The organism is Pantoea sp. ME81, from assembly GCF_903970985.1.
In the GTDB taxonomy this organism is placed as follows: Bacteria; Pseudomonadota; Gammaproteobacteria; order Enterobacterales; family Enterobacteriaceae; genus Pantoea; species Pantoea communis.
The window spans coordinates 1-4,358 of record NZ_CAJCKS010000280.1; the positions used below are offsets into that span (position 1 = coordinate 1).

Annotated in this window: 3 protein-coding genes and 1 pseudogene; 1 reads left to right on the top strand and 3 read right to left on the bottom strand. The window is 55.8% G+C overall.

All coding sequences use genetic code 11. The features are described from left to right. The 3 genes and pseudogenes from H7A81_RS26125 to H7A81_RS26135 form a co-directional block, all read right to left on the bottom strand. Positions 1-235 (bottom strand): annotated as a pseudogene (locus tag H7A81_RS26125) (aminotransferase); the annotation flags it as partial. Positions 236-237: 2 nt separating this feature from the next. After that, on the bottom strand, positions 238-1,764 hold the full coding sequence (locus tag H7A81_RS26130; protein ID WP_182059210.1) for a glycerol-3-phosphate dehydrogenase: 1,527 nt from the start codon (positions 1,762-1,764) through the stop codon (positions 238-240). A gap of 10 nt (positions 1,765-1,774) precedes the next feature. Then, on the bottom strand, positions 1,775-3,358 hold the full coding sequence (locus H7A81_RS26135) for an FGGY-family carbohydrate kinase (protein WP_255479055.1): 1,584 nt from the start codon (positions 3,356-3,358) through the stop codon (positions 1,775-1,777). 379 nt (positions 3,359-3,737) lie between these two features. On the opposite strand from H7A81_RS26135, the gene H7A81_RS26140 reads away from it, so the two are divergent. Next, on the top strand, positions 3,738-4,358 hold a 621-nt coding region (locus H7A81_RS26140; protein ID WP_182059211.1), incomplete at its 3' end, for a DUF2291 domain-containing protein.

Consider the following 4,358-nt stretch of genomic DNA (forward strand, 5'->3'; position numbering starts at 1 on the left):
GGCCATAGGGACCAGTCATACCCGATGTCACACGCACCCCGGTTTCCCGCAACGCCTTCTGCATCTGGCGCGACATGCGGTTTATGGTGGCGGCTGGCCAGCCAGGATTGATAAATTCATGAGTTAACTGCAGATCGCGGATACGAATCTGTTGTGCCACGGTGTGAATCAGATCCTGCGGATCGGCAAAACGATTCACCAGTGGGTTGGTATTGAGCGAAAGCGTTAAGGGCATGATTACGCCTCCTTACGCAGCGGCACGGCCGCAGCATAGGTCGCGTCAAACCATTGGCTAAAGGCCTGCTGCTGAACTTCGGTCAGATGCAACTTGTGCTTAGTGCGACGCCACAGCACATCCTCCACCTGCTGCGCCCACTCATTTTCTACCAGGTAGCGCACTTCGGCTTCATACAACTGTGCGCCGAAATGGCGGCCCAGATCGTTTATCTCACGGGCGTGACCCAGCACTTTCTCAATGCGCGTGCCATACAGGCGCGCATAGTGTTTGCGTAGCGGCGCTGGTAACCATGGCCAGCGCGTTTTCACTTGCTCAAGGAAGCTCTCAAAATCGCCATTTGCCATATCACCGCCCGGCAAAGTGGCCTCGCGTGTCCAGTCTTCACCCATATCAGGGAAGAAGGGCGCAAGCTTCTGGATAGCGTGTTCTGCCAGCTTGCGGAAAGTGGTGATTTTGCCACCAAACACATGCAGCAGCGGGGCGTTTTGCTGATCGTCGAGATCGAACACGTAGTCACGCGTCACGGCAGAAGGGTTACCTTTGCCATCGTCAAACAGCGGACGCACACCCGAGAATCGGGTAATCACATCGCTGGCGCGCAGTTTTACTTTGAAGTAGCGATTGACCACATCGATAAGGTACTGCTGCTCGCTGTCATCGGCGGTCACTGCTTCCGCTTTGCCCTGCCACGGAATATCGGTGGTGCCGATCAGGGCTTTATCGCCTTCATAAGGGTTGATGAAAATGACGCGTTTATCGGTGTTTTGCACCAGATACGCCTGCTGGCCTTCCCAGAATTTCGGCACGATGATGTGTGAACCTTTAACCAGCCGCACGCTGCGGTTGCTTTTGGTCTGGGTGACCTGATTTACGATATCCAATACCCACGGGCCGGCCGCATTCACCAGCACTTTGGCAAACACCGTGCGCTGATTACCGCTGGCCTCATCCTGAATCGTGACTTCCCACTTGCCGCTGATACGTTTGGCCGACACACAGCGGGTACGCGGCAGAATCGTGGCGCCGCGTTCCGCAGCATCCACGGCATTCAGTGCGACCAGGCGTGCATCATCGACCCAGCAATCGGAGTACTCGAAGCCTTTGGTGTAGCTATCGAGGATTGGGGCGCCTTCGGGATCGCGCATCAGATCAAGCGATCGCGTGCCGGGCAGCTTTTTGCGCCCGCCTAAATTGTCATAGAGGAACAGCCCTAAACGCACCAGCCACGCCGGACGATCGGTCGGGCTATGCGGCAACACAAAGCGCATCGGCCAAATGATATGCGGTGCGGCATTCAGCAACACTTCTCGCTCGATCAGCGCCTCGCGTACCAGTCGGAATTCATAATATTCGAGATAGCGCAGCCCGCCGTGCACCAGTTTGCCCGAGCGCGAGGAGGTACCCTGTGCCAGGTCATCTTTTTCACACATCATCAAGGACAAGCCGCGCCCGGCCGCATCACGTGCGATGCCCGCGCCATTAATGCCACCGCCAATGACAAACAGATCCAGCGTATTTTCACTCATGGTGTACTCCTTAAAACTTATTCAGTGCATGCCAGGCGGCAGGGAGATCGCTGCGGATCTGCTGATAATGGGGAAACAGTTGGTTATAGCGCTGCGACAGTTCAGCGGAAGGCGGTTCAGGCGCATCCAGCAACGGGCGCACCCAGGTTTCCACGCACTGCGCCATGGAGGGATAGGCGCCAATCGCCACCGCTGCCATCATCGCGGCGCCCGCTGCACCGGCTTCATCACGCTGGCTGATACGCACTGGTGCGCCAATGCAGGCAGAGAGGATCTGCCGCAACGGCTGAGAACGCACCGCGCCGCCGGTAAGACGAATTTCACCCGGCAAAGTACTGCCCATCGCCTGATAACAATCACGCGCGGCCATGCCGATGCCTTCAATCACGCCGCGCACCAGGTCGGCAAAATTGTGCTGATAGTTAAGTCCGGTGAAGCTGGCGCGCGCGTCAGCGTTGACGAACGGCCCGCGTTCACCGGCAATTGAGATGTAGGGATGGAACAGCAGGGTGCCGGGTTCGGCTTTGTTGAGCCACTGGTCGATATGCGCCACTAGCCGCGCATGATCAATTTCACAGCCAAAACTGCTCAGCAACTCACTGGCCACATTCAACAGCCAGTCGAGATTGAGGGTAGACGCCATATTGGTTTGCACCTGCGTCACATAGCCCGGCCAGGGCAGCGGAATCACATAGCCAGTTTGCGCTGGATTCAACCACACCTCATCAATGGTTACACTGCGCAGATGCACCCCGGTAGAGCCGACAATTGAGCAGGCAGTATGGGCTTCGCCGGTATGCACGCCTGCGCCCAGCGCGGTCATTGCCATATCCACGTAACCCAACGAAATCGGTGTACCCGCGCGCAGGCCGGTGAGCGCAGCGGCCTCTGCTGTTAACGGATGAGTGATTTGCGTGCCATCGATAATTTCCGGCAGCAGATGACGTCGATGTTCCAGTCCCAGCGCCGCGATGACGGTATCGTCATAACGCTGGGTGCGGAAGTTACCAAAAGTGAAGCTGGCCTCGGAAGGATCGGTGGCACGAATGCCAGTGAGATTCAGGTAAAGCCAATCTTTGCAATGCAGCGCCACTTCACTCTTTTCCAGCAGCTGCGGAAAGTGCTGGTCCATATGCGCCATCTGTGAACCCTGCTGGCAGGTATTCAGCCCGGTACCCGTGGCCTTAAAACGCTCTGCTGCAAGGGCGTGCTGGTTTAGGGCATCAACGGTGTGTGCCGCACGCGCATCCAGCCAAATCCAGGCATCCTCTACCGGCTGATTATTGGCGCCCACCAGCCAGGTGCCATCCCCTTGTGCGGTGACGGCCACGGCCACCACGCGGGAAGAGAGATTTTCCACACGCTCGCCCAGTTTCCGTATCGCGTCCACGGCATCTTGCCAGGTCTGCGACATGGATTGCTGCGCGGCACCACCTTCGCTACGGTAATAGCGGTTACGCACGGAGGCGCACGCCAGCTGTGTGCCTTCCAGATCAAACGCCACCGCTTTCACCACGGAGGTGCCGGAATCCAGACCCAGAATGATATCGCTGTTACCCACGTACACCTCCGAAGGGAAGAAAAGTTGACCCATCACGTCGTGTTAATTCCCTGTGATGAATTTGCTAAATAATGTCTTACACCACTTCTCATGGAGATAACATATCCCATGTATTATTTTTCGATAAAACGAATAAATTTCACTTCGGTTAGCGAGTTTGATCACGAAAATGGCGGTAGTACACGACAATATGAAATGAGATATCACATGAAGAAGGCTTGTATGGCGTGCTTTTATTAGCGATTAAGGCGTTAAGGTGTGAATTTAGCGATCCAGATCGCGCTCCTGAAAAATTCGTGAACCCCCTGTTGACAATTTAGTCACATCAGCACAATCCTCATCACAAGAGTTATCACATTTATAACATTTAATGCGGCGATTATCGCAGCAGATAACAGTGAGAGGTCACGTTATGTCCGATGTCTCAATGCTGGCACAGCAGCTCTCCCGCAAGCGCATCCGCCGCTACAGCATCATCGGTGTTGTGGTGGTTGCGGTGATTGCCGCCATGGCCATTGACACAAAAGTGGTGAAAATCGGTTCCGAGCAAGATGTGCAAGAGCAAGGTTTCTCGCCGGATAGCTACGGGGAGAAAACCTTCCCCGGTATTCAGCAGGATGTGGAAGCGCGTGCGGTGGATGCCAAAACCCTCGCCGATGCGCTGAAAGCCAATCAACAGGAAGCGGTACAGAAATACGGTGTGGGTTCGCCGCTCCCGGTGATCCCCGTCAAGCTGGAGGGTGTGGTTCAGTCAGGGCAGATGGGCATCTTCCCGCTGAAAGTGGCCGGCTTACCGGAAGGAAATGTGATTCGTCTACAAACCGGCCCCGCAATCACCGGCACCGACTTGCGTGACGCCAGCGGAAAAATCCAGTTCGGCGATTTTACCAACCAGATTGAGTATCAAAACGCCGGTTCGGCGATCAATCGCGCCATGAAAGCCAAAGTACTGGATAAGTTGGATCGTGATGCGCTGCCCGGGAAAACCGTGCAGGTGGTCGGGGTGTTCCGTTTGCTCGCGCCGAATAACTGG

Bases quoted from the DNA above. Each gene is read 5' to 3' on its own strand.
- H7A81_RS26135 (WP_255479055.1), bottom strand. From the start codon at position 3,358: ATGGGTCAACTTTTCTTCCCTTCGGAGGTGTACGTGGGTAACAGCGAT.
- H7A81_RS26130 (WP_182059210.1), bottom strand. From the start codon at position 1,764: ATGAGTGAAAATACGCTGGATCTGTTTGTCATTGGCGGTGGCATTAAT.